Genomic DNA, 23,082 nt, shown 5'->3' on the forward strand with positions numbered 1-23,082 from the left:
ATGGACAGACTTCCCAAGCACATCACGCTCAAGCACTTGAACGCGTTTGTCGCCGTGGCCCAGGAGGCCAGTTTTACCCATGCCGCGCGTCGCCTTTTTCAAACACAATCCTCGGTCACGGGCCTGATCCAGCAGCTGGAAGTTGCCCTGAACACCACCTTGTTCAATCGCACCAGCCGCCGCGTGTCCCTGACGCCTATTGGCCTGGAGTTTCTGCCGCGCATCACCCGCCTGCTGGCGGACTTTGATGGCGCCATCAGCGATGTCATGCGTTATGGGGAATTGAAAAGCGGACGTGTCAGTGTGGCCGCTGCGCCCTCGGCCATTACGGACCTGATTGCACCGGCTGCCGCCAATTTCTCGCAGCAGCATCCGGCAGTGCGCCTGTATTTACGCGATGACAACTCGGGACGCATTCAGCGCCAGATCGTGGCGGGGGAAATCGACTTTGGTCTGACCAGTCCCTGGGCGGATGTCCAAGGACTAGACAGTCAGCCCTTGCTGGAAGACCAGTTTGGTGTGCTCTATCGCAGCGACGACAAGCTGATCAAACCGGATGCCAACAACACCGTCAGCTGGTCTGCCCTGCATGAGCGCAAACTGGTGGGCGTAGTAGACGAAACCGGCATCATGGCCGTGCTGCAATCGCGCCCGGATCTGCCTATCGAAGCGTCGGCCCCGTTTTACGAAGCCTCCAGTACCACCTCGCAAGCCGCGCTGGTGCAAAGTGGTCTGGCCATTGCTCTGCTGCCAGCCCTGGCCGCACAGCGTGTCCTGATGCCCGGTCTGACGTTTTCCTTGCTGCAGGCCCCCACACTGGTCCGTACCCTGTGCCTGATGTTCCATCAGGAGCATGATCTGACACCGGCCGCCGCCGCCCTGGTGGAAGAAGTACGAACCTACGTGAAAAAAGCCCCTTTGCCGCCGGGATGCCGCGCTCTGTAAGCATGTGCAAATATCGTGGGAGACGGCCTGCGGCTCGGTAACAATGAGGACGACAAGTCGCGTCCCGTTTTTTCGCGACTTGGCTCTGCCTGCTCGACCCTTTCAATGGATAGACGAACAGCAAAGCCGGACGTAGAATCGCCACCAAGCCTCGCCTGATCAGAATGCCGTCATGCCAGTGCTCCTTTTCTGGTATCGATCGCACACAGGGCGAGCCTGCAGCTCATCGTCCTGCTTACCAGGAGAAGCCATATGACGCAGTCCCCCGCGGCCGCCAAGCCGCTCCATATTGACGACATTACCGTCGTAGACAACAGCAAACTCAAAAAAGCCGTGACGGCCGCTGCCCTGGGCAACGCCATGGAATGGTTTGACTTTGGTGTTTACGGCTTTGTGGCCGCCACCTTGGGTAAGGTCTTTTTCCCCGACGCATCACCCGCCGTACAAACCATTGCCGCGCTGGGGACCTTCTCGGTGCCCTTTTTGGTGCGGCCTTTGGGCGGCGTGTTCTTCGGGCTGATGGGGGACAAGTTCGGTCGTCAGAAAGTGCTGTCCCTGACCATCATCATCATGGCGATCAGCACCTTCCTGATCGGTCTGATTCCCTCCTATCTATCCATCGGCCTTTGGGCTCCCATCTTGCTGCTGCTATGCAAGCTGGCCCAGGGCTTTTCCGTAGGCGGTGAATACACCGGCGCTGCAGTCTTTGTGGCCGAATACGCCCCCGACCGGCAACGCGGATTCCTGGGTAGCTGGCTGGACTTTGGCTCCATCGCCGGCTTTGTTCTGGGCGCCGGTCTGGTCGTGCTGCTGCAAACCTCTCTGACCGAAGAAACCTTCCAGGATTGGGGCTGGCGCATTCCCTTCCTGATTGCCGGTCCACTGGGTATTTTGGGCTTGTACCTGCGCCATGCGGCTGAAGAAACCCCTGCCTTTACCGAGCAGCTGGAAAAGATGGAAAAAGAGGACCGCGCCGCCCTGACAGAGCGCCCCACGGTTTCCTTTGGCGAGATCTTCTCCAAGTACCGCAAAGCCCTGCTGATTTGTATTGGCATGGTGCTGGTCACCAACATCACCTACTACATGTTGCTGACCTATATGCCTACCTATCTGTCCAGCAGCCTGGGCTACGCCGAAGAGCATGGCGTCTTCATTATTGTGGTGGTGATGATAGGGATGCTGTTCGTGCAGCCGGTGGTGGGTTTTGTCAGCGACAAGATAGGCCGCAAACCCTTTCTGATGGCTGGTAGTCTGGGCCTGCTTATCTTTGCGATTCCAGCCTTTCACTTTATTGGCAGTGACAGCAATGTACAGATCTTCCTGGGGCTGCTGATTCTGGCCGTTTTGCTGAATTGCCTGACCGGGGTCATGGCCTCTACCCTGCCCGCTCTGTTCCCGACCCGGCTACGTTACAGCGCCTTGGCCGCTTCCTTTAACATCGCCATCATTGTGGCGGGCCTGACACCTACCGTTGCGGCCTGGCTGGTGGAGCAAACCAACAACTTGCTGGTGCCTGCCTACTACCTGATGTTTGCCAGCGTCATCGGTTTGATCACCGCCTTGTTCCTGCCTGAAACGGCGAACCGCCCCTTGCGCGGCGATACGCCTACCGCCTCCAACCGCAAGGAAGCCAAGGAACTGCTGCAAGAAGCTTATGACCACATTGAGCAAAGCGTGCAGGATGTGGAAGAAGCCATCGCCAAGGCCGAGGAAGAGCTGGAAGCCTTGAAACAAAAACGCCAGCGTCTGGTGGACCGCCACCCTGAGCTGGATTAAAGGGAAGTCTGAACGCAGGCAGTGTGCGATCTACTCAATCCATAATGCCAACCGTTCACCTTCCCATCCTTTAACTCTCCACCTAAATACAAGCACATTAAAAACGGGCCTGAGCAAAGCGCTCAGACCCGTTTTTTTGTCGCCGGGCCGCCCCAAGGCAAAAACTCCCCCTCGAGGGGGCAGCAAGCCGAAGGCGTAGCGTGGAGGTTTTTTTGTAGCCAGTATCCATCACTACTAAATAGAAGCTGCCAACTAAAGGCTACGAACGATTCAATCCATGTCTACGCGGCATTAAACCGTCAAACCACCCGACACTTCCAGCGTCGTGCCATTGATAAAGCTGGCTTCATCCGAGGCCAAAAACGCATATACATTGGCGATTTCTTCAGGCTTGCCCATGCGGCGCAGCCAGCAATGGTCACGAAAGCCTTGCAGCACTTTTTCCGGGATGGTTTTCAGAATGTCTGTCTCGATAAAACCAGGACAGACGGCATTGACGCGAATCCCTTTGGGACCCAATTCCCTGGCCCAGGTTTTGGTAAAACCAATTACCCCGAACTTGCTGGCTGCGTAATTGGTTTGGCCATAATTGCCGTACAAACCCACCACGCTGGAAGCGTTCAGAATAGAGCCGCTTTCCTGCTCCAGCATCACCGCGGCCACGGCCTGGGTGAAGTTGAAAACCGCTTTCAGGTTTACATCAATCACATCGTCAAATTGCTGCTCGGTCATGCGGACCAGCTTGGCGTCTTTGGTGATCCCGGCATTGTTCACCAGCACATCAATGCGGCCAAACTTTTGCTTCACATCCGCCACCATGGCATCAATCTGCGTACGGTCCGTCACGTCCACGGTGTAGCCCACAGCGGTAACGCCATTGCCACTTAAAGACTGCGCTGCTTGATTGACGGCATCCGCATTACGATCGCACAACACCACAATCGCCCCTTCCTGGGCAAACTTCCTGGCCGTTGCCAAACCAATACCCGCTGCCGATCCGGTAACAACCGCCACTTTATCTTTCAATCGCATTCCAGCTACCTTTTAAAAATCGCTCAACGCTGTCGTGCAAACACAAGTTTTTACAGCACCCAAACAGGCCATGGCCTGCAAGCTCGTTCACACCAGCACACTGTTTTGTACTCCGATCACTGGCAGACCGCCAGTCAAGGTAGGCAAATTTCGTCCAAAAACAATGGCCCCCAAAGGGGCCATTCAGGCAGAGCATCAGGAGCACAATCAAGGTGCACAGCGGCCTTGCAGACCGCTCAATAGAATCAGGCGGTTTCCCAAGGCAAATCAGGGGCCTGCAAAGGATCGCCGTCATAGCCCTGCACCACACCAAAACGCTCATGGGCTGCACGCCAGTCGCGTTGTGCCTGAGTGATGACCTCCTTGTTTTGACCAACAAAGTTCCACCACAGGACCAGCTCATCGGTATAAGGCTCGCCGCCCAGGACGATGACTCGGCTGCCCGCGCTTAACTCCAGCGACAGCTGCGTCAAGCCACGACCTACATAAGCCAGTTCATTGGTCTGAAACTGCTCGGTGCCGATACCCACGGTGCCTTGCACCACCAGAAATCCATACTCGAACTCTGGCTGCAGGTTCAAGGTAATCTGCCCGGCCTTCACACTATTCAAATCCATGCCCATCAGAGGCGAATACAGCTTGCTGGGTGCCTGACGCCCCTCGTAACTACCGGCCAGCAAAGTGAAGTCGCACTCGCCTTCACGCCAACACGGCAAATCGGGGTGATGATCAAAGGCCGGTTCACAGGCGGCATCCTTGAAGGGCAAGGCAATCCACAACTGAACCGCATGCAGCTTGTCCTCGCCGGGCAAGGACTCTTCGGTATGGCTGATGCCCCGGCCTGCCGTCATCAAATTCACCTGACCGGGCTTGATCACTTGCACATGGCCCAAACTATCGCGGTGCAACACCTCGCCCTGAATCATCCAGGTGAAGGTCTGCAAACCAATATGCGGATGCGGCCCAACACGCAGACCGGGACCGGAAGTGAACACGGCGGGTCCAGCGTGATCCAGAAAACACCAGGCTCCCACCATACGCCGCTGCGAGGACGGCAAGATACGGCCAACAGTAATGCCCCCGCCCACTTGTGCACTGCGTGCAGGCACGCGCTGGATCTGCTTGTCGCCATTTTGGTCTTCAGGGCAATCAAAGGATACGGAGACTTCGGAACTGAGGGTACTCATGGGTCAAACTCCAAAAATGCGTGTGCAGGGGCCAGTCCTCAAACCAGCAAAAAACGCTGCCCACCAAAGTGGGCAGCGCTGCGCCAAGGCGCTTACTTGCCGGATGTGAACTTGGTGTGGCTGTTGATCAGGTTGCGGTAGTCAGGGATGTGGTTGGAGAACAAGGCACCCAGACCTTCCACGTCGTTACGCCAGTCGCGGTGCAGTTCGCACGCCACGCCAAACCAGGTCATCAGCTGAGCACCGGCAGCCGACATGCGATCCCATGCAGAATGACGAGTCAGTTCGTTAAAGGTGCCCGACGCATCGGTAACCACGAACACATCAAAGCCTTCTTCCAGAGCCGACAGGGCCGGGAACGCCACACACACTTCGGTTACCACACCAGCAATAATCAGCTGTTTCTTGCCAGTTGCCTTGATGGCTTTAACGAAGTCTTCGTTATCCCAGGCGTTGATCTGACCAGGACGAGCGATGTAAGGCGCGTCCGGGAAGGTTTCTTTCAGCTCGGGAACCAAAGGACCGTTAGGGCCTTCTTCAAAGCTGGTGGTCAGGATGGTGGGCAAGTTGAAGTACTTGGCCAGATCAGCCAGGGCCAGCACATTGTTCTTGAACTTGTCGGGATCAATATCACGAACCAGAGACAGCAGCCCGGTTTGGTGATCTACCAGTAGTACAGCGGCTTGGTCTTTATCCAGTCGTTTGTAAGGCGTAGTCATCTCAGTTTTCCTTAACGGTGATTGAAGGGGGTGGGTGCAGGAACTGCACCCGGCACTGCCACAGCGCTAGGGGTAATCGCGCTGCAAATCAAATCGGTGAAACCTGCCAGCGGGAGCGGTGAAGGCGGACCAGGCCGCCCTCACCCACTTGCTTTACGATGCCGCCGTAGGTGCCATGGCACCGAAGCGACCGCTATTGAAGTCATCCATCGCCTGCAGGATTTCCTGCTTGCTATTCATGACAAAAGGACCATGTCCCACAATGGGCTCATCAATGGGCTGACCGCTGATCATCAAGACCACGGCGTCGTTATTGGCCTCGATGCTGAACTGGCTACCTGCCCGATCCAGCACCACCAGTTGCCCTTCACGTGCCACGCTTTGACCATTGACCAGCACCGTGCCTTGCAGAACCACCAGGGCAGCCGTCCAGCCTTCTGGGTTTTCCAGCTCGGCAATCCCGCCCTGATTCAGACGCAGATCCCATACATTCATGGGGGTAAAGGTCTTGGCAGGGCCTGCGGCACCGTCCTTTTCTCCAGCAATCACACGCACCATGCCAGCGGCATCAGGCAGTGCGACCACAGGAATCTGCTGATCGGTAATGGCCTGATAGCCAGCGGGAGCGCTCTTGTCTTTGGCAGGCAGGTTCACCCACAGCTGCACCATTTCCAAAGTGCCACCCGAGCGGGCAAAGGCGTCGGAGTGATACTCCTCGTGCAAGATGCCCGAACCGGCTGTCATCCACTGCACATCGCCGGGGCCAATGGTGCCGCCCTTGCCGGTGGAGTCGTGATGCGACACTTCGCCCTTGTAGACGATGGTGACGGTTTCAAACCCCCGGTGCGGATGCTGTCCAACGCCACGCTTGTGATTGCTGGGTGCAAACTCGGCAGGACCGGCGTAGTCCAGCAGCAGGAAAGGGCTCAACTGTTTTGCGTGTGTGTGGTACGAAAACAGGGAGCGAACGGGGAAGCCGTCGCCCACCCAGTGAGGACGGGGAGCGCTGTAGATACCAAGAATTTTCTTCATGTCCATCTCCTTGTTTCAACATAAGAGACAGAATAAACTCGGGACAACGAAGCCAGTAGCCCCCGAAATCGGCCATCTATGTTCCATTTATGGAACGATAAAACTGCCATGCAAGATTTAAACGACTTGTACTTCTACGTTCAGATTGTGGATCACGGCGGCTTTGCCCCAGCCGGTCGCGCACTGGGTTTGCCCAAGTCCACGCTTAGCCGCAGGCTGGCCGCCTTGGAAGAACGCCTGGGGGTGCGGCTGATCCAGCGTTCCACCCGCCGCTTCACCGTGACCGAGATCGGCCAGACCTATTACGAGCACTGCAAGGCCATGCTGGTCGAGGCCGAGGCCGCACAGGCAGCAATTGAGCTGACACGTGCCGAGCCGCGCGGTGTAGTACGCATCAGTTGCCCCATCACCTTACTGAACGCCCATGTCAGTAATATGTTGGCCGACTTCATGGTCAGCTACCCGCATGTGTCCGTGCAATTGGATGCCACCAACCGGCGTGTGGACCTGATCGGGGAAGCGCTGGATATTGCGATTCGTGTGCGTCCCCCGCCGCTGCAAGACAGCGATCTGGTGATGCGCGTGCTGTCCGACCGTAGCCAATGTCTGATAGCCAGCCCAGAGCTGATTGCCCGTCATGGCATACCCAATTCGCCTGCTGATCTGGCGGACTATCCCAGCCTGGCCTTGGGTCTGCCGCAACAAAGCCATACCTGGACCTTGTATGGCCCCGATGGTGCACAAGCCGTGCTGCATCACACACCCCGTCTGATTACCACTGATATGACGGCCCTGCGCTGCGCCGCCTTGAAAGGCGTGGGTGTGGTGCAGTTGCCCACCCTGGTGGTCTGCGATCAATTGGCCGACGGTTCTTTGGTGAAACTGATTCCGGACTGGGCTCCACGGCGCGAGATCATTCATGCGGTGTTTTCGTCCCGCCGGGGACAGATGCCAGCCGTGCGAGCACTGCTGGATTACCTGGTCGAGCGTTATCAGGAGATGGATGAGGATTGAGGCTGATTTTGCGAAAGTGCCAATGAGCTTCATGGACAAGCCACACGAATGCACTTTCCCCGTACCGCCCTGCCGTACAAACAAAAACGCCCTGCATATGCAGGGCGTTTTGTATGCCTGGGCAATCAAGCCTGGGGATCAGGCGCCGCCATTAAAGTCGCGGACTTGCTTTTCAGCTTCTTCACGCGCAATGCCATAGCGTTCCTGAATTTTCCCGACCAGATATTCAGTATTGCCTTCCGCAACATCAATATCATCGTTAGTCAGTTTTCCCCATTTGGCTTGAATCTTGCCAGACAGCTGTTTCCATTTACCTTTGATCGTATCTTCATTCATAGTCGCTCTCCTGTTTTAACGGGAATTCACAATTAGGATTGATGACGGAACTTTTATTCCGGTTTTACTTTCAATCCCGACGAATCGACTTTCACAACGCCTTTCACACTTTCCGTTGCAGCAACGGCTTTTTTGTGCTCAATTTCGCTGGGCACGGTACCGGTCAATGTTGCGACACCATTATTGGTTTCAACAGAGATATCCGTGCTCTTCAAATCCTTGGTGCTGGCCAGATCAGCCTTGATCTTGGTGGTGATCCAGGTATCGCTGACAGCTTCACCGGTGGTTGCCGAATGATCCTGATTCACGGCTGGCTCATTAGCCATTGCGCCGCTTTGCAGACCAAAACTCAAGGCAGTAGCCATTAGTACGCTGGATAGGATGGCGGATTTTTTCATATATGCTCTCCAATATCAGAAAGGGAATTTTCAATTTCAAAAACCCTTGCCCCTGCTATTAAAAGAAGTCCAGTTCAATCAACAAAAATTTCGTTGTTTGCAATGGATGGTTCCACCGTAACATTCCCGACCAGGCTGAAAACTACGAAATGCTACAAGCGATTTCCTTATAAGAATTTTTCCTGCTTTCCATGAAACTCTATTCGCCCTGCTTATGACAGGCTGCTTGGTTTCGTCAGATTCTGGGCTGCATGCTGGCCAAGTTCAATCAACTCCCACCTACAACACGACTGGTTTTCACACGTTTTCAACGAAGATCCCATGCCCCCTTGAGACTGGCAATCCTGAGTGAGAACAGAGCAGTAAAGCAGGGCGTCGCTCTCTGCATAGGGTTCGTCCGGGCCAGATACATCAGGTAAAAAATTTAGCAAAACTTCTAACAAAACAAGCGCCCTGGCCACGGTGCTTGCAGTGCAGATACGCCTGCTGCAGCCGGTAAACACAAAAAAAACCAGATCATCAAATTGATAATCTGGCCAAAATCAGAACAAGGTGCAGACCCACACACCTCCACTCGAACAACAAGGACTCTACCCATCAACGCAGATGGTGCACCTCCTGCATCCCGTAAACCTGCACTGGCAAGCCTGCCTGACGCGCCTTGAGCTGCAAGGCCAGGTACTGGGAGTAATGACGCGACTGGTGCAAATTGCCGCCGTGGAACCACAGATTCGGCTGCTGGGTGGGCTTCCACATATTGCGCTGCTCGCCCTCCCACGGCCCTGGGTCTTTGGTGGTTTCCGAACCCAGACCCCAGCACTTGCCCACTCGGTCCGCCATTTCCTGGCCGGCCAGATCCGCCACCCAGCCATTCATGGAACCGTAACCCGTGGCATACACCACCAGGTCCGCAGGCAATTCCGTGCCGTCTGTCAGCACCACAGCGTTCTCGGTCAAATGGCTGATGTCGGTTCGGGATTTCAGCTTGATACTGCCATCGATAATCAGCTCGCAAGCACCCACATCGATGTAGTAGCCCGAGGCGCGGCGCAGGTATTTCATGAACAAGCCAGAACCATCGTCACCCCAATCCAGCATGAAGCCTGCTGCCTCCAGCTTCTGGTAGAACCCCGCATCGCGCTCGCGAATCTTGTCGTACACAGGAATCTGGAAGTCCGCCATGATGCGGTACGGCAGGGAGGCAAACAGCAAATCTGCCTTGCGCGTGGTGACTCCCGAAGCCAGTGCCCGTTCGGAATACAGATCTCCCAAACCGATCTCCATCAAGGAGTCGGATCGCACAATGTGGGTGGACGAACGCTGCACCATGGTGACGTCCGCGCCCGCCTCCCACAGTGCGGCGCAAATATCGTGCGCCGAGTTATTGGCCCCGATCACTACTACTTTCTTGCCCGCATACGCTTCCGGTCCGGGGTGCTGCGAAGAGTGCTGCTGCTCGCCCTTGAACACATCCTGCCCCTTCATGCTGGGCACGTTCGCCTTGCCGGACATACCCGTGGCAAAGACCAACTGCTGTGGCCGTAGGGTCATGGGCTTGCCATCACGCTCGATCTCCACTTCCCAGGTCTGGCTGGACTCGTCGTAGCGCACCTTCTTGCATACGGTGCTGCTCCAGTAATTCAGCTCCATCACCTTGACGTACATTTCCAGCCAGTCACCAATCTTGTCCTTGGGCGCAAAGACAGGCCAGTTGTCGGGGAAAGGCATGTAAGGCAGATGGTCGTACCAGACGGGGTCGTGCAGGCACAGCGACTTGTAGCGCTTGCGCCAGCTATCGCCAGGGCGGGCATGTTGATCAATGATGAGCGCAGGCACATTCAACTGCCGCAGACGCGCCCCCAGCGCAATACCACCCTGCCCGCCACCAATCACCAGCACATAAGGCTGCTCGGTCGTGCCCAGCTCGGCCTGCTCCTGCTGACGACGCTCCTGCCAGGTCTGGCGTCCACGTCGAATGCCATGCTCGGCCCCCATGGGGCGACGCACGCCCAACGGTTCCTCGTGCCCTTTCAGTTCCGACATGGTGGTCAGAAAGGTCCAGATCTTGCCGTTCTTGACGCGGATATGGCCGTAGCCACGCGCCACATCAGTTTCCACACGGAACCAGCCTTCCACCAGACCTTGACCATCGTCACTAACCGGCTCGGCACTATCGCGTTCAAACCTGGCTGACACGGCACCTTGTTGCTGCTGCGTCAGCATGTCGCGGATCTGATCGCACCCTTCCATGGTTCGGATATTCCAGGTGAACATGACCAGATCACGCCAAAAGCACTCTTCGGCAAACAGGGCTGCCGCATCGTCCGGTGCATTGCTGGCAAGCGCATGGGTCAACTGTTCAAGAACCGTGTCCAACTGTCGCGCAGACGGCTGCAGTTGCTGCTGTGTTTGCATGATTTGTCTCCATATCGTTTTAATGTTGCGCCGAGCTTTTGCTGCCCAGCTATGGAGTACATAGCAAACACCGTGCCAAACCGGGAACGGCTTGTTTTAAAGGGGTCTCGCTTGTTTCAAGACGGTGAAACTGTGCCAGCTGTGGCACAGGTGGTGCATCAGGTGTCGCAGCCTGTGTCAGGGGCCGAGTCTTGCTGAGCCACACCTGCCCGCTTGATATAACGATGCAAGGTGGACCGGCTGATACCCAGCTGCCGAGCCGCCGCGCTCACGTTATCGCCACAGGCTTGCAAAACCTGCTGCCAGGACGATTCCCCGGCAGAGAGAACGGCCGTCGGGCTGCCTGTTGATATGGCCAGACGCCGCTCGCGCAAAGCCTCCGGCAAATCCTGCACTTCAATGCAGGAACCTTCCGCCAAGGCCAGTGCCAGCACCAGCGCATTGTCCAGCTCGCGCAAATTGCCCGGCCACTCGTAAGCTTGCAGCGCTTGCCAGGCCTCGGGAGATAAACCCGGCACATCGCCCTTGTTACGCCGATGCAATATCTGCTGCACCAGCCATTCCAGATCACTGCGCTGACGCAAGGCAGGCAAGGTCAACACAGCCGCATTCAAGCGATACAGCAAATCCGCACGGAAGCGGCCTTGCTCTACCAGGGCACTTAAATCATGGTGGCTGGCTGAAATCACACGCAGGTCCACACGCTTGCCGCTGCGTGCACCCAATGGCATCACCTCGGACTCGGCCAGCACACGCAACAACCGGCTTTGCAGAGCCAGCGGCATATCGCCAATCTCATCCAGGAACAGGGTGCCGCCATCAGCCGCCTCGATCAAACCCGCACGGCCCCGTGCAGCGCCGCCGGTATAGGTGCCAGCCAGATAACCAAACAATTCGCTTTCAATCAGGCTCTCGGGCAGAGCGGCACAATTGACGGCCACAAAATTCCCGCGACGACCGCTAGCCGTGTGAATCGCACGGGCCAGATATTCTTTGCCCGAACCCGTCTCACCCTGCAACAGCACCGGCATTTCCCGCGTAGCCAAACGCGCGGCCTTCAACAGCATGGATTGCATGGCTGCATCCGTGCCTGCCAAGCCTCGCAATGCCTGCGGCAAGGCGGCATCCACAGCAGCCCCATCCATCCCCACAGACCGATTGTTCAACACCCGTCGGGGTTCAATGGCATGGGCAAACAGCACACTGCCATCACGCGCCATGACGACTCGCTCCTGTGTGGGGCGATAGCGCATCAAAGTCGGTAACTGATCCACTTCCAGATGCAGAAAGCGCATCAAACCCTGCCCCAGCAAACCCGCAGGATTGCGCCAGTCCACCCCCGCTGCCCGCGCCAGAATGCGAGCACCCGTATGGGTCATGCCTTTGATACGACCAGAGCCATCAATCGCAATAGCCGCTTCCGGATCAATATCCAGAAACTCCGGCGACTGCGACAAACATAGAATCCACTCCTGACGGTGGCAGGCCATCAAATTGGCCAGCTCAATACGACGGGTCGCCGCATTGGCAAGGTGCAGAGCCAAGCCCTGGCTGGCCTTGGCCTCCGGAGACTGCAACAAGGACAAATCCAGCACTGCGGCCAGCTCGCCGTCATAGTGATAAATAGGCGCCGCCGTGCAGGACAGGGGCGCATGCATATGATCGAAATGATCGTTTTGATGAATGGTCAGAGCCTCGCCCGTGTGCAGGCAAGTGCCCACCGCGCAGGTCCCCGCGCGCTCTTCAGACCATTCCGAGCCCATATACAGACCGGCCTGCCGCAAGGCATCGCGCTGGCCATCCGAACCCAGAAAATCCACCGTGACGCCCTTGTTATCGGACAGCAGCAGCACGTAATTCAGCCCGGAAACCTGCTGATAAAGACGCTCCAGCCCGGAGCGCGCAATATTGATCAGGGCTTCGGACTGCTGACGGTGCTCACGCAACTGGGAATCGGGCACGATATAGGCCTCACAAGCCTGCGCCGGGTCCAGCCTGTGATGCTCGATGCATCGCCGCCAGCTATGGACCACAGCCTGATCGCGCCGGGACAGGCTGCCCTGCCAAACAGCCGTGATCTCTTGGACGTGTGCCACATGTGAAGACTGCATCAGACCTCATCCCGAAAACAGGCCAGACCCCGGACGGGCGTGGCCTATTTTCCAGTGTGCCGCCTTGCTTAGCTGCCGTACATGGAGGTTTTCCTTGAGATGCGGTGCAGCAAAAAAGTGCATTCACGACTACTATGATTTTTATCATCAGGAATCTTATGCATCGATGAGCCATGGTCACCGCTAAATCAAGAACAATTCAAACCAAGCCATGAACAGCCAAAAAGACTGGACGAAAATTTCCCAGGCAAGTTCAAAGATAGAAAGAATGGAGGCGTTCTTTTCTGGCTATGGATTTTCGCCCCATCGACATGACACCTACGCTTTAGGCATCACCCTCAATGGTGTCCATCACTTCAATTACCAGAAATCAATGCGGCGCAGCCTGCCAGGCAATGCCGTAATCATCCACCCGGATGAACTGCACGATGGTGAGGCCGGAACCGAGGCGGGCTTTCACTACAAAATTCTTTATCTCCAGCCTGAAACGATCCAACAAATACTGGGCGGCAAACCCTTACCATTTATCCCCGGGGGGATCTCCTCAGACCAAAGACTGGTGTCTGCGATTGCCAATCTGCTCTCCAACCTTGACCTCCAGCTGGATAGTCTTGAGGAGGACGATGGAATTTATGACATTGCCCAAGCGCTTCATGGCGCATCCCAGCCCCATAAACAACGGAAAAAATTGAATTATCAAGCCGCTGAGCGGGCTCGACAATTCATGCTGGATACCTCCAACCAAGTAGTGACAATGGAGCACTTGGAGCAAGTCTCGGGTACAGATCGATGGAGTCTATCGAGAGATTTTCGTGCTTTATTTGGCACGAGCCCATACCGCTACCTGAGTCTGCGGCGCCTTGAAAAAGCCAAAAAGATGATCATCACTGGCAACGCATTAGCCGATGTTGCCGCTGCCTGTGGCTTCACTGACCAAAGTCATATGACACACCACTTCTCCAAAGTGTATGGGCTACCACCTGGCCGCTGGTCCAAACTGATGCTGCGCGCCTAGCAACCAACTTGCACGATCGTACAAGACCCTTTTCCGCCTCAGTAACTAGCATCTCTCTGGACTACTCAAGCATGTTTAGAACAGGGCAAGATCATGGCGAGCCGCAACACCACTACCGATGGCCTCCAAACACACAGCATCAGGCAAACTTTTATCAGAGTGCTCCCATCCGCACTGGCCATGATTCCCGTGAGCATGCTGTTCGGCGTTTTAGCGTATCGAGCCGACTGGAGCGTTCTTGAAATCCTGGCCGCTGGTTTGCTGGGATTTACGGGTAGCGGGCAGTTTGCTGTACTGCCGCTGGCTGAGTCCAACACCAGTTTTCTGACAATACTGATTATTTGCGCATCCATTAACTGCCGCTACTTTCCTATTGCCCTCACAACAGGCAAGCGGCTGCCCAAGCCCTTTGTCTCTCGGGTTCTGGTGTCGCACATGCTGGGGGACGAGGCGTATGCCACGGAAAGAAATAACGATACGGTGGCAGAGACCCTCTGCATACGACTCACCATATTCACATTCTGGGTAGTTTCAGGAGTGTTGGGAGCAGTCATTGCCAAGTCCATTCCCCCTGCCTGGCTAAGCACCAATATTCATCTTGGTTTTCCCGCCAGTGTGGTGCTCGTCTATCTGTCTGTCCTGCAACTGAAGGCAAGGATCATCGGCATTTACCGCAAGCAGATTGTGTTGATTGCTCTGTGCATGGCCTTGGCAATCGCGTTCTACTCCCTGTTTGGAGCGACTTATTTTTGGCTCCCTAGCGTAATGATCAGCGCCCTACTTTTAGATAAATGGAAAGCTCGTGAATGAAGGTATCAGTAGCTCCATCGCTGCACTCTTTTTGACCAGCCTGCTCGTTCGAGTCTTACCCGTGGCTTTCAATTTTCAGTTTCCTGATAGGTTTGCCAAATGGATGGAGACGATCTTACCTTCAGCTGTTTTTCTAAATTTCCTTGTTTATATGTTCATGCAGGAGATACAAATTGCAGCCATACCTGCTCTGCTTGCTCTCAGCGTCACCGCCCTTCTGGCTTACTGGAGTCGCGGCGGGCTGTTCCTTGGCGTGCTGGGCGGCTGCAGCTCGTACTATTTGTTGAGCACTGTGCTTATTTGATAGAAAGCCCTGGTCCAGCATGACGCCGAACCAGGGCTTCGCAAGTACCTCAAATCAACGCTTTGAGGCATTTCCCGGGCACGTCCGAGTCACTACACAATGCGCATGCGCCGCAGTCCTTCAGACAACCGCTCCTGCATCAGCGATTCCAGACGAGGTCCAAGCAGGAGGCGCACCTGATCAAATTGCCCTTCTATCCTGGCCAGCAGCCCGTCAAGCATCTCCGCCGCCTCTTCATCGCCTGACAAGCCAAAGGCTTTGGCATCATGTAACGCATTGGCTCGGCTGATCTGACGGCTTCCATGACTCAACTCCATCGCCAGATACTGAGGCGTGAAATCTGTATTAGGAACGACATCAAAAGCGGGCGTCAAACGCCATCGGCCCTGATCATGAAGATAATGGATTGCATGGTTGCGGGGATGATCATCGTCATTGCCAATAACTGCATTGAAAATCATGCGACAGAACAATTCAATGGCATCCTCCTGAGGGGCGCCTATCATCGTCAACGTTCTGGCCAAGTTGGGATAACTCCAGGCCGATGAGCCTGAATGACCGGGATACTCCGTCTGCAGCAAGGAGGCCGCACTCAATGTCATGACCCTAAGGCCATGTTGGCGATCAAACCTCAATGAGCGCATCACGCTCAGTGCAGAGTCCTCACCAAAACCCGTGTACGCGGTTTGGGCAAAGTTCAAGCCCACTGCCCGGCCCCACTCTTGAGTTGCATGTTCAAGACGCGGAATATCCTCGGTATCAGATGGCAGGATCGGTTTCACCAGCCAGAACTGATCACCATCACGAACGGTTGCTTTCGGTCTTGCTCCACCCATACTGGGTGTGGCCATCAGCCGGCGACGCAAATGCGGATCCACCGGAGGGCGGCGCAGCTGCATTGCTTGCAGCTCTGCACTCAGCTTTTCAATTTCTGCGATGGGCGGTGCGGACAATTCTGCGATCGAGGGCTTAGGCGAAGAGCCGACCGCCAGTGCTCCCCAACGCTCGGCATTACCAGCCTTCAGAAGATAAGCATGGTTTGGAGAGCTATCACTTAATCCGTGTTGCCTTTGAATGAGTAACCGGCCCCAGGCGTCGGGACAAGCATCACGTAGCGCATCATGCAGGCCACCATAGCGACTCGCCTGAATTGGAACAGAGCCACTCAGCGGTAAGTTAACCGGATCAATTGACCATGGTAGACCTGCATCCTGATAGCTAGGCGCATACATGAACTGGCCAAGCTTGGCTGACGAGTCGTGAATATACCGGCCAACAGTCACCCATTGACCCGTGTCAGGCCGCTGCAAATAAACGTATAAAGGCTTAGAAATACTCATCGTCATCTCTGCCCAATCTTGCACGCCCCTTCGTATCGCCGCTACTCCAATGAGCATCAGGCATTGGCACGATGGATTCGAGCAGACCGAGTGCTGCCAGAGCAGTCAAATAGCTCCCCATCGCCACAGCCGGATCGCCTCGCTCCATTCGGCGTAATGTACTTTCCGAGACCTCGACTCTTGAACTAAAGACTTGAGCTGTAATTTTCTGAGCAACACGTTGAGTACGAATGCAGCGCCCCCAAACCAGGGCCCGTGACTCGACGGCTGGCAAGTAAAAAGGGGTAGGGGCAAGTTTCTTGGGCATGGCACAGACAACAGCTATCGTTCATAGATAACTGTTTATATCATATAAACTATGATCTATGAATGCTTTTTAACTGATCCTCCTGACTTTCAGCCCCTCAAACAAGCTGAGAATCCTTAGCCAGCTCCGCCAAGTGTTGAGCAAAACCCCCTTCTGCCCCAGCGGCATTGATATGGTCGAAATACTCGTACCAGCCACTGGCTTTGATACCAGCCAGCAATGCCTTGCATGCCTGTTGATCCGGGAAGCGCCAAACACCCATAAAGCGGTGGTCGCTGGCGTGATCAATGTCGTGCTCAGTCGCTGTCAGGGACAGCACCTCGATACCCAGGCTGGAGAGGCCACCCATCGCTTCCTGAAGGCTGGTCAAAAAATGCTGACGCTGCTCTGCAGGCAGTGCTTTCCACTTGGCATTGGGCGAATAAAGCTCGATCAGATAGTGAGACATGGCGGATTTCCTTTAGCTGAAGATGTACACAAAGTACTGAACAATTTAATTTGATTAGATATCTAATCTTATAGATTCACACTAAATATCGCAAGCAGTCTACACACGTAAAAAAAGCCCGAGCTCGGCATGACGCCGACCCCGGGCTTGGACCCACCTTGTCAATCAGTCGTGCAGCATAGCTGCCTGCAAAACCAGCTTAGAACTGGATACGCACCATACGTTCTTTGGTCCCTTTTTCCTTGCTATTGCCGTCGTTCTTCACCGACACGTACAAGGCTTTTTCAGCGGGGATGTATTCCAGGCTGTTGGGGTGCGGAGCCAGCTCAATGGTTTGCAGTGGCTTGTAGTTCACCGTGTCGAAAACACTGACCGAGCCCTTGCCTTCTTTCTCGCGCACACCGCCGCGGTTAGCGACAAACAGACGCTGGGATTCGGCGTCAAACCGCACGCCAATCGGCACTTCGCCGGTAGGCATGGTTGCCAGGGTTTTGCCGTTGTCTGCGTTCAGCACAAACACTTGGTGGCCCGAGCTGCGGCGCTTGTATTCACGCTCCAGATGCAGGTTACGTGCATCATCACGGTCGATGCCTTGGTCCACACCGAACAAGCGGTTCTGGGCGGGGTCGTAGCTCAGATTCAGCAACTGGTCGGCTTCAATTTCCCAGACCTGATCAATGTTCAAGGTCTGGGTGTTCACGACCATCAGTTGGCCCTGCATATTGGACACAAACAGACGGTTATTGGCTTCGTCCAGGGTGATGCCCACGACGTTATAGCCAAAGCCGGGCAGCACTTTTTCCAGCTCCATGGTCTGGGTATTCACCACGAACAGCACGCTGTCAAAACCCAGGCCCAGGCCAGGCGCAAACACGCGGTGGTTTTTCTTGTCCACGACCAGTTCACGCGTCTTGTACTGGAAATCCTCGGTGATCTTGAAACGCTCCATCATCTTCAGCAAACCATCTTTGCGTGCCTGACCAAAGTCAGCAGCATTGATGGTGTCCTGGAAATTGATGGTGTCCTGCACCCGAATGCGCTTGATAACCTCGTTCTTGACGGTATCAACCACCGCAATCGTGCCGTTGAAACCTTGAGTCAGATACAAGCGGTTGGCGGCATCATCCAGAGCCACCCCAAAGCTCTTGGCTTCCATGGGAATCTCTTGCTTGATTTCCAGGGTCTTGGGGTCCAGCACTAGCGTGCGCGACAAGGTCTCGTCCTTCCAGTTGGGCGAGGACACGTACAAGCTGGATTGTGCAGGGCTGAAGACAATTTCCAGAACTTCGGCGGCAGTCGGTTTTTGCATGATCTGTGCTTGGGTAACGGCTTGGTAGCCCGCAGGGGCAGGAGTCTTGGCGTGTACGTAGCCGGCCGACAAGCTCATTGCAATAGCAAGGTACAGACCACGCACAAGATGGCGAGTAGTAGACGACGTCATAATTTAGGCTCGATAAAAGTGGGTGAAGGAATTACCACTGGTAATCAATGGACAGATGCACATTGCGCGGTGCGCCGTAACGTGCCCGGAAGATCACGAAGTTGTCGTAGTAACGCTTGTCAAAGAGGTTGTTGACGGTGAGCTTGGCATTCCAGTGCTGGTTCACGCGGTAATTGGCATGCAGGCCAACCAGGGCATAGCTGCTGTGGGTGTCTTCCAGCACCTTGCCATTGCTGGCGGTGTAAGGACGACCAGCCGTCCACAGATCACGCTTGCCGAACCAGTTCACGGTGGCACCGGCGCTCAGGCCTTGCAGCGCACCGGAGAATTGGTACATGGTGCCCAGACGGAAGGTTTGGCTGGGAATGTAGGTGTTGATCCGCTCGCCTTCACCGTTCTTGGTGCTGGCGTAGCTGTAGGAGGCAAACACGTTCCAGTTATTAGTCAGCGCGCCGTTCAGCTCCACTTCAAAACCCTTGGTCTTGTTGCCAGCACCCGAGGATACGTAGGGGCGGCTGCCATCGGGCAAGAGGAAGTCATCCGGCACCGAAGGGTCCAGCACGGCCAGGTTGTTTTGACGGGTCTCGAAAGCGGCCAGGGAGAACTGCAGGGCCTCCTCCATCAAGCTGCCTTTCAGACCAATTTCACGGTTAACCCCAGTAATGGGGTCCAGGAAATTCTCGTTGATATCCTTGTAGCTTTGCGGCTGAAACAGGCGGGTATAGCTGGCGTAGGCCGTCAGGTTCGGGTTGATGTCATACGTCACCCCAAAGTACGGCGTAATTTCATTGCGGTTACGCAGCTCGTTGGACACGCCGGTGAACTGGCCGTCTTTACCGTAGTTGTCGCGGTAGGTTTTGTAATCCGACAAGCGCATGCCCATGATCACATTCAGCGGATCAATAATATTCAGGCGCGTGCCTGCAAAGAAGCCGTATTCGCGTGTGTGGGCCCGGTTCCATTCACCTGTGCGGCTGACGCTGGGCTCGGGCATATAGCCGTCCCAGTCGTAAATATTAGGGATGAACCAGTTGCGGGTATCGCTAACCTGCATGGTGTACGTGGTGTCACGCTTGCGAGTGCCGTTAAAACCAAACATCAGTTGGTGCTCACGGCCAAACAGCTTGAAAGGACCATTGGCCGACAACTCCAGGTTGTCCTGCTGGCGATAGCCATTGGCGGCCAGATTGGCGCGAATGCCAATGCCGGATCCGTCCGGGCGCACCACGGGGTTCACACCCTGCCCCAAGCCAGTAATCAGGGCATCACCATCGTCACGCTGATGGCTGTAGCTGAGCTTGGCGTTCCACTTGTTTTCAAACTCGTGCTCGACCGAGAAGAAGGCGTTTTGATGCTTCTTGTCCCAGTAGGTCCAATCCGGCACCAGCGACATGGAACGCGAAACGTCGATACGGTCACCCTCGCTGGTAAACAGAGGTACGCCCATATTGCCTTCGCCTCGCAGCTTGGCGGTCTGGTAGTCGTAGCCTGCGGTCAGCAAAGTGCGGTCGGTCAGGTCATATTCCAGCATGCCGGACAGCAAGTCGTTCTTGTTGTCCTGGCCATCCATGAAAGAGTCCGCCTGCTTGCGGGAGCCAATAACGCGCATGCGCAAACGGCCGTCGTCGGTCAGCGGGCCGGTCACGTCTGCCGTCACGCGCTTGTCGTTCCAGGAACCGTATTGGGCGCTTAACTTGCCACCAAACTCGGCTTGAGGACGTTTGCGAATCAGGTTGATCAAAGCGGAAGGTTCGCCGGTAGGAGACAGCAAGCCTGTTGCACCGCGCACGACTTCTACGCGGTCGTATAGATCCATATCCAGAGAAATTGGGTTGAACGCACCACGCCCGGCAGCACGGTAGCTGCTTTGCACGCCATCTACCTGCACATTGCTGATGTCAAAGCCACGGGCCTGAAACTGAAACCCGCCACCCACGGCCGCCGTATTAGCGGTAACGCCAGTGGTGAAGTTCATCACATCATCGAAGCTGGTCAGGCCAAAATCATCCATTTGCTGGCGCGTCATCACACTGACCGATTGCGGCGTGTGCTGGGTGTCCATATTCAAACGGGTGGCGGTGCTGCTGGTGCCATTCAGTGTGTACAGGCCAGTGTCTTCAGTCGCGCGGTTCAGAGTGCCTTTAACACGCACGGGTTCCAGCTGAGTGGTTTCCGTGACCGGCCACAAATTCACCGTATTGGCATCACGCGAGTAACGAATGCCCGTGCCCGCAAGCAAGGTATCCAAAGCCTGCGCCACGCTGTAATTGCCTTTCAGGCCCGCGCTTTGCTTGCCTTCGGCCACGCTGCCTGCGCCAACCAGATAGACACCGCTTTCTTGCGAGAAGCGCATCAGCACGCGGCTCAAGGGGCCGGCTGGAATGTCATAACGCTGGGTCTTGTCTGCCGTCGGGCTGTTTTGCGTGGCCGCCTGGGCAGGCTGAGTACTCACGACAAAGGCACTACCGGCCATCAGCACATACAGGGCCAAGGCCAGCGGACGCAAAGGGGCGCAATGCGATCCTGCATCCTTGGACAGGGAAAGGGGATCGGGGCGACGATGCATAAGGAGACATCCTTCAAAAACACGGGTCAGTCACAATAAAAACGATGAACCTGAACGATGTTCTTGCGTTGATGTTCAGTACTGAGCGAGCACTGCAGCCCGCCTCCTGCTTCATTGGCCTCACGCCAATCAGGTCCTCTTACTGTCTAAAACCACCAAGTCTCCAAAACCCGGAACCTGCTTTTGCTTCTTTTTCGGGATTTTTTGCCCAAAGCTGGGCAAGCCTTTGAATTTAATCGGATTTTATTTTTATAATTTTTACGCCTATCGCTACTGAAACGCCCTGCTCAATCAATCCAGAGCTTGCACACTGGTCCACCAGGGCATGGGCTGATCGATACGAATCGGCAATGCCGAAGCCAGCATTTTCAGCACACGGTCCGTGTCATGGATGGGGAAGCTGCCATAGACCTTCAGGTCCGCTACGGCATCATCCACACCCAGATAGCCTTTGCGGTAACGGCCCAATTCCTTGATCACGCTACGCAAGGCGATGTTGTCAGCCACCAGTACACCTTTGGTCCAGGCCTCACGCGCCTGCTCGGCGTCCATGCTTTGCCGGATACGCTGCGCACTAAAGTGGACCTGCTTGCCCGCCTGTACCGTGGCGGTGTTTTGACCTTTTGCCGTAGACACCTGCACGGCCCCTTCATAGACCGCCAACTGCGTACAGTCCTTGTCCATACGCACATTGAATTGCGTACCCAGGGCACGCATATTGCCCTGCGGGGTTTGAACGGTGAAAGGTCTTTCCGTGTCGTCCTTGGCCGTCTGGATAAAGATCTCGCCCGAAATCAGAACGATATGGCGTGCCTGTGCGGTGAATTGCACATCAATGGCAGAGGCGGTGTTCAGCCACAAGCGGGTGCCATCGGCCAGCACAATCTGGCTCTGCTCGCCGGTTTGTGTGGAATGGTCGGCGGCCAAGGCCAGCACACTGGATGGCAGCCAGGACTGACGCCAGCCCAGCCAGCTGAGAACTCCCGTTCCTGCCAGCGCAGCCACACCGGCCAGAACGCGGCGACGCTGATGCAAACGCTCGTTGGCCGTATGCAGTTTCTCCACCACACGGCGTGAATCCGGCGCGCTACGCACAGGCTCAAAACTGCGGCTGACTTCCTCCACATAGCGCCAGGCGGTGCTGTGCGCCTCATCCTGCTTGAGCCAGCTCTGCCAGGCAGAACGCTGCGCCGCACTGGCTTTACCGTCGCGCAGACAGGCATACCATTCGGCGGCTTGCATCAAAACAGCGTGGGGAGGCGTGGACGAGGAAGAAAAACTGGAACCGTGCTTCATGAGACTTAGTACTGAGGTTCCTGACGCAATTCGGCTACGGTCTGGCAAGCATGCAGACTGATGCAGCCCAACATGGCTTGTGCCACGTACTTGCGCACCATGCGGCCGGAAATACCCATTTCTGCGCCGACCTCGTCGTCTGTCATATCGCAAATGACGGCCAGGGTAAACGCCTTGGCCGCTTTGGGAGACAGGCTGCTGAGCATGGCGCTGATCTCTTCCAGCGCCTGCAAAATCATGGCCTGACGTTCTGCCGAAGGGTAAAAGTTCTCGGGCGTAGCGGCCAGAATATCCAGCCAGGCCTGTTCAATTTCCTGACGTCGCCACAGATTGATGCACAGGTTTTGCGCTGTCTTGCGCAAGTAGGCGCGGGCCTCGCCAGGACTGGCAAATTGCCAGCGGGAACGGCTGCTTAACAAGCGTACAAAGGTGTCCTGCGCCAAGTCAGCCGCCTGATCTGCGCCACCCAAGCGGTGATGCAGCCAGCGCTGCAACCAACTATGGTGGTCGCAGTACAGTGACTCGACCGACTCGGCCGAATACATGCCTGACAAGGGAAGAACTGAAGATGACACGAGGGGTACTCCGCA

The 23,082-nt window shown here is 55.7% G+C and carries 20 protein-coding genes; 6 read left to right on the plus strand and 14 right to left on the minus strand.

The genetic code is table 11. The features are described from left to right. Together DUD43_RS17845 and proP are read left to right on the plus strand one after the other, a co-directional pair. Complete coding sequence (locus DUD43_RS17845) at window positions 1-945, plus strand: LysR family transcriptional regulator (RefSeq protein WP_153231335.1); 945 nt, start codon at window positions 1-3, stop codon at window positions 943-945. Window positions 946-1,197: 252 nt separating this feature from the next. Continuing rightward, window positions 1,198-2,721, plus strand: a complete 1,524-nt coding sequence (gene proP / locus DUD43_RS17850; protein ID WP_153231336.1) for a glycine betaine/L-proline transporter ProP — start codon at window positions 1,198-1,200, stop codon at window positions 2,719-2,721. Between the two features lie 291 nt (window positions 2,722-3,012). On the opposite strand, the gene fabG is transcribed toward proP, so the two are convergent. The 4 genes from fabG to DUD43_RS17870 all read right to left on the minus strand — a co-directional run bounded on the left by fabG (window position 3,013) and on the right by DUD43_RS17870 (window position 6,691). After that, complete coding sequence (gene fabG / locus DUD43_RS17855; RefSeq protein ID WP_153231337.1) at window positions 3,013-3,753, minus strand: 3-oxoacyl-ACP reductase FabG; 741 nt, start codon at window positions 3,751-3,753, stop codon at window positions 3,013-3,015. Between the two features lie 245 nt (window positions 3,754-3,998). Next, window positions 3,999-4,940, minus strand: a complete 942-nt coding sequence (locus tag DUD43_RS17860; protein WP_153231338.1) for a pirin family protein — start codon at window positions 4,938-4,940, stop codon at window positions 3,999-4,001. Window positions 4,941-5,032: 92 nt separating this feature from the next. Next, the gene (gene ycaC, locus DUD43_RS17865) at window positions 5,033-5,659 is read right to left on the minus strand and encodes an isochorismate family cysteine hydrolase YcaC (RefSeq protein WP_045929437.1); all 627 of its coding nucleotides are present in this window, start codon (window positions 5,657-5,659) and stop codon (window positions 5,033-5,035) included. A gap of 153 nt (window positions 5,660-5,812) precedes the next feature. After that, window positions 5,813-6,691: a pirin family protein gene (locus DUD43_RS17870; protein ID WP_153231339.1), complete on the minus strand. Its 879-nt coding sequence runs from the start codon at window positions 6,689-6,691 to the stop codon at window positions 5,813-5,815. Window positions 6,692-6,799: 108 nt separating this feature from the next. Here DUD43_RS17870 and DUD43_RS17875 point away from each other — a divergent pair, with 108 nt between their 5' ends. Next, entirely contained in the window at window positions 6,800-7,705 is a 906-nt protein-coding gene (locus tag DUD43_RS17875) for a LysR family transcriptional regulator (RefSeq protein ID WP_153231340.1), read from the plus strand. A gap of 138 nt (window positions 7,706-7,843) precedes the next feature. Here DUD43_RS17875 and DUD43_RS17880 read toward each other — a convergent pair whose 3' ends face one another. From DUD43_RS17880 to DUD43_RS17895, 4 genes are all read right to left on the minus strand, one after another. Continuing rightward, window positions 7,844-8,041, minus strand: a complete 198-nt coding sequence (locus DUD43_RS17880; RefSeq protein ID WP_009456875.1) for a CsbD family protein — start codon at window positions 8,039-8,041, stop codon at window positions 7,844-7,846. A 53-nt stretch (window positions 8,042-8,094) separates the two neighbouring features. Beyond that, complete coding sequence (locus DUD43_RS17885) at window positions 8,095-8,439, minus strand: BON domain-containing protein (protein ID WP_153231341.1); 345 nt, start codon at window positions 8,437-8,439, stop codon at window positions 8,095-8,097. A gap of 597 nt (window positions 8,440-9,036) precedes the next feature. Continuing rightward, on the minus strand, window positions 9,037-10,854 hold the full coding sequence (locus tag DUD43_RS17890; protein ID WP_153231342.1) for an NAD(P)/FAD-dependent oxidoreductase: 1,818 nt from the start codon (window positions 10,852-10,854) through the stop codon (window positions 9,037-9,039). Between the two features lie 158 nt (window positions 10,855-11,012). Continuing rightward, on the minus strand, window positions 11,013-12,965 hold the full coding sequence (locus DUD43_RS17895; RefSeq protein ID WP_153231343.1) for a sigma-54-dependent Fis family transcriptional regulator: 1,953 nt from the start codon (window positions 12,963-12,965) through the stop codon (window positions 11,013-11,015). Between the two features lie 211 nt (window positions 12,966-13,176). Here DUD43_RS17895 and DUD43_RS17900 point away from each other — a divergent pair, with 211 nt between their 5' ends. The 3 genes from DUD43_RS17900 (at window position 13,177) to DUD43_RS17910 (ending at window position 15,094) form a co-directional block, all read left to right on the plus strand. Further along, a complete protein-coding gene (locus DUD43_RS17900) occupies window positions 13,177-13,980 on the plus strand; it encodes a helix-turn-helix domain-containing protein (protein WP_153231344.1) in 804 nt (267 codons plus the stop codon). A 93-nt stretch (window positions 13,981-14,073) separates the two neighbouring features. Beyond that, window positions 14,074-14,790: an AzlC family ABC transporter permease gene (locus tag DUD43_RS17905; RefSeq protein WP_153231345.1), complete on the plus strand. Its 717-nt coding sequence runs from the start codon at window positions 14,074-14,076 to the stop codon at window positions 14,788-14,790. Next, on the plus strand, window positions 14,783-15,094 hold the full coding sequence (locus DUD43_RS17910; RefSeq protein ID WP_153231346.1) for an AzlD domain-containing protein: 312 nt from the start codon (window positions 14,783-14,785) through the stop codon (window positions 15,092-15,094). Before DUD43_RS17905 ends, DUD43_RS17910 begins: the two co-directional genes overlap by 8 nt. Window positions 15,095-15,186: 92 nt before the next feature. Here DUD43_RS17910 and DUD43_RS17915 read toward each other — a convergent pair whose 3' ends face one another. The 6 genes from DUD43_RS17915 to DUD43_RS17940 form a co-directional block, all read right to left on the minus strand. Continuing rightward, window positions 15,187-16,434: a type II toxin-antitoxin system HipA family toxin gene (locus DUD43_RS17915; RefSeq protein ID WP_228125846.1), complete on the minus strand. Its 1,248-nt coding sequence runs from the start codon at window positions 16,432-16,434 to the stop codon at window positions 15,187-15,189. Between the two features lie 404 nt (window positions 16,435-16,838). After that, on the minus strand, window positions 16,839-17,189 hold the full coding sequence (locus DUD43_RS17920) for a DUF6616 family protein (protein ID WP_153231348.1): 351 nt from the start codon (window positions 17,187-17,189) through the stop codon (window positions 16,839-16,841). A 199-nt stretch (window positions 17,190-17,388) separates the two neighbouring features. After that, window positions 17,389-18,630, minus strand: a complete 1,242-nt coding sequence (locus tag DUD43_RS17925; RefSeq protein ID WP_228125847.1) for a YncE family protein — start codon at window positions 18,628-18,630, stop codon at window positions 17,389-17,391. Window positions 18,631-18,661: 31 nt separating this feature from the next. Further along, the gene (locus DUD43_RS17930; RefSeq protein ID WP_153231349.1) at window positions 18,662-21,196 is read right to left on the minus strand and encodes a TonB-dependent siderophore receptor; all 2,535 of its coding nucleotides are present in this window, start codon (window positions 21,194-21,196) and stop codon (window positions 18,662-18,664) included. Window positions 21,197-21,487: 291 nt separating this feature from the next. Then, complete coding sequence (locus tag DUD43_RS17935) at window positions 21,488-22,492, minus strand: FecR domain-containing protein (protein ID WP_153231350.1); 1,005 nt, start codon at window positions 22,490-22,492, stop codon at window positions 21,488-21,490. A 5-nt stretch (window positions 22,493-22,497) separates the two neighbouring features. After that, window positions 22,498-23,067 carry a sigma-70 family RNA polymerase sigma factor gene (locus DUD43_RS17940; protein ID WP_311044643.1) on the minus strand — a complete coding sequence of 190 codons (570 nt, stop codon included), beginning with the start codon at window positions 23,065-23,067 and terminating at the stop codon, window positions 22,498-22,500. Window positions 23,068-23,082: the final 15 nt, after the last annotated feature.

The sequence above is a fragment of the Alcaligenes faecalis genome (assembly GCF_009497775.1).
GTDB classification, from domain to species: domain Bacteria; phylum Pseudomonadota; class Gammaproteobacteria; order Burkholderiales; family Burkholderiaceae_B; genus Alcaligenes; species Alcaligenes faecalis_D.

Coding starts and splice junctions, on each gene's coding strand:
- DUD43_RS17845 (WP_153231335.1), top strand. CDS start 1: ATGGACAGACTTCCCAAGCACATCACGCTCAAGCACTTGAACGCGTTT.
- proP (WP_153231336.1), top strand. CDS start 1,198: ATGACGCAGTCCCCCGCGGCCGCCAAGCCGCTCCATATTGACGACATT.
- fabG (WP_153231337.1), bottom strand. CDS start 3,753: ATGCGATTGAAAGATAAAGTGGCGGTTGTTACCGGATCGGCAGCGGGT.
- DUD43_RS17860 (WP_153231338.1), bottom strand. CDS start 4,940: ATGAGTACCCTCAGTTCCGAAGTCTCCGTATCCTTTGATTGCCCTGAA.
- ycaC (WP_045929437.1), bottom strand. CDS start 5,659: ATGACTACGCCTTACAAACGACTGGATAAAGACCAAGCCGCTGTACTA.
- DUD43_RS17870 (WP_153231339.1), bottom strand. CDS start 6,691: ATGAAGAAAATTCTTGGTATCTACAGCGCTCCCCGTCCTCACTGGGTG.
- DUD43_RS17875 (WP_153231340.1), top strand. CDS start 6,800: ATGCAAGATTTAAACGACTTGTACTTCTACGTTCAGATTGTGGATCAC.
- DUD43_RS17880 (WP_009456875.1), bottom strand. CDS start 8,041: ATGAATGAAGATACGATCAAAGGTAAATGGAAACAGCTGTCTGGCAAG.
- DUD43_RS17885 (WP_153231341.1), bottom strand. CDS start 8,439: ATGAAAAAATCCGCCATCCTATCCAGCGTACTAATGGCTACTGCCTTG.
- DUD43_RS17890 (WP_153231342.1), bottom strand. CDS start 10,854: ATGCAAACACAGCAGCAACTGCAGCCGTCTGCGCGACAGTTGGACACG.
- DUD43_RS17895 (WP_153231343.1), bottom strand. CDS start 12,965: ATGCAGTCTTCACATGTGGCACACGTCCAAGAGATCACGGCTGTTTGG.
- DUD43_RS17900 (WP_153231344.1), top strand. CDS start 13,177: ATGAACAGCCAAAAAGACTGGACGAAAATTTCCCAGGCAAGTTCAAAG.
- DUD43_RS17905 (WP_153231345.1), top strand. CDS start 14,074: ATGGCGAGCCGCAACACCACTACCGATGGCCTCCAAACACACAGCATC.
- DUD43_RS17915 (WP_228125846.1), bottom strand. CDS start 16,434: ATGAGTATTTCTAAGCCTTTATACGTTTATTTGCAGCGGCCTGACACG.
- DUD43_RS17920 (WP_153231348.1), bottom strand. CDS start 17,189: ATGTCTCACTATCTGATCGAGCTTTATTCGCCCAATGCCAAGTGGAAA.
- DUD43_RS17925 (WP_228125847.1), bottom strand. CDS start 18,630: ATGACGTCGTCTACTACTCGCCATCTTGTGCGTGGTCTGTACCTTGCT.
- DUD43_RS17930 (WP_153231349.1), bottom strand. CDS start 21,196: ATGCATCGTCGCCCCGATCCCCTTTCCCTGTCCAAGGATGCAGGATCG.
- DUD43_RS17935 (WP_153231350.1), bottom strand. CDS start 22,492: ATGAAGCACGGTTCCAGTTTTTCTTCCTCGTCCACGCCTCCCCACGCT.